This window comes from Vibrio sp. YT-19(2023), assembly GCF_033337395.1.
The window spans coordinates 1-1,173 of sequence record NZ_JAWOQN010000128.1 but is presented as its reverse complement, the minus strand read 5'-3'; the positions used below and the strand labels follow the sequence as shown (position 1 = coordinate 1,173).

2 protein-coding genes are annotated in these 1,173 nt (G+C 44.1%); both read right to left on the bottom strand.

Annotated elements, in window-relative coordinates; all coding sequences use genetic code 11:
• Positions 1 to 11: 11 nt before the first annotated feature.
• Positions 12 to 536, bottom strand: coding sequence for an NADPH-dependent FMN reductase (locus R7E78_RS24335; RefSeq protein WP_005484580.1), 525 nt, complete (start codon positions 534 to 536; stop codon positions 12 to 14).
• A 278-nt stretch (positions 537 to 814) separates the two neighbouring features.
• Complete coding sequence (locus tag R7E78_RS24330) at positions 815 to 1,078, bottom strand: YfcL family protein (protein ID WP_005479532.1); 264 nt, start codon at positions 1,076 to 1,078, stop codon at positions 815 to 817.
• Positions 1,079 to 1,173: the final 95 nt, after the last annotated feature.

The following is a 1,173-nucleotide window of genomic DNA, read 5'->3' as shown; positions in this document are numbered from 1 at the left end:
TTAATGGCGTATTACTTGAGCAACGCGACGGCTTGTTTCACTTGCTCTGCAATTTCTTGATTTACAATCTCACCCGACTCCAAGTCAAAGTTCTCGTAAAAACTTGGTACCGAAACCGACGCTTTAACGTCCGCTCCAAAAAATGGCGCTGAACCCGTTGCCGCCGCTAGTACGCTTTGTGCACCACCAGGGCCCGGTGACGTCGCAAGGTAAACGACCGGTTTATTTTGGAACACATTGCGCTCGATACGCGTTGCCCAATCGAACAAGTTTTTGTAAGCCGCAGCGTAAGAACCGTTGTGCTCTGCAAATGATACAACGATGGCATCAGCTTGCTCTAGCTCGCGTAAAAAAGCGATTGCGCCTTCCGCTTGGCCGATTTCTTTCTCTTTGTCTTCACTAAACATTGGAACGTTGTAGTTGTTTAAATCCAACACGTTCACTTGCGCGCCTTCTACTTGTTGAGCGGCGTAAGTAGCAAGCGTTTTGTTGATTGAGGTTGAGCTGGTAGAAGCACCGAATGCGACAATTTTCATGGTTATATTCCTTTGTTCACGTTTTATGCTTTGCAGAATAAAAGTTAAACAGGCTGGCAACAACCACAAAAATCTTATGGAGAGATTCGAATATTTCGAAGGAGTTGATTTCAACTAAAAGGCGGGATAACGATAGAAAAGATATGCTCAGAAATAGCCAAGAAGCACGCCTAGAATAAGGTGACGTTTGATATAACCCGTTGAAAAAATAGTCACAACAAGGTTAACAGGCTTTCATTCAGTTACACTGAGCACTCATTTACAGCAATTCGTAGATATTATGCTTGTGATTGTAGCTCTTGCCATAGATCACTAACAATCACGCGATCCGCAGGCGTCAGTTCTGCACGAGCTTCTTCTAGGCTGTTCGCGATACGAGATTTTAGCTCTTCAACATCGTTGATGCCGTCTTCTTCACAAGATGCGGCAGACAGAGAGATGTGACCACGTAGATAACCACCAGCAAACAGTTCATCATCAGATGCGTTTTCAATACGAGCATCAATCAGTTCTAGTAGTTTTTCTTCAAATTCAATAATCATGGAGTTTCTCTGAGGTTATTTGGGTTACTTAACGCTAAAATCAGACGCTGCCAGCGGCTTAGTTTGGTAAAACGCACGTAAGGCGTCCGAAAGCA

Coding starts and splice junctions, on each gene's coding strand:
- R7E78_RS24335 (WP_005484580.1), bottom strand. CDS start 536: ATGAAAATTGTCGCATTCGGTGCTTCTACCAGCTCAACCTCAATCAAC.
- R7E78_RS24330 (WP_005479532.1), bottom strand. CDS start 1,078: ATGATTATTGAATTTGAAGAAAAACTACTAGAACTGATTGATGCTCGT.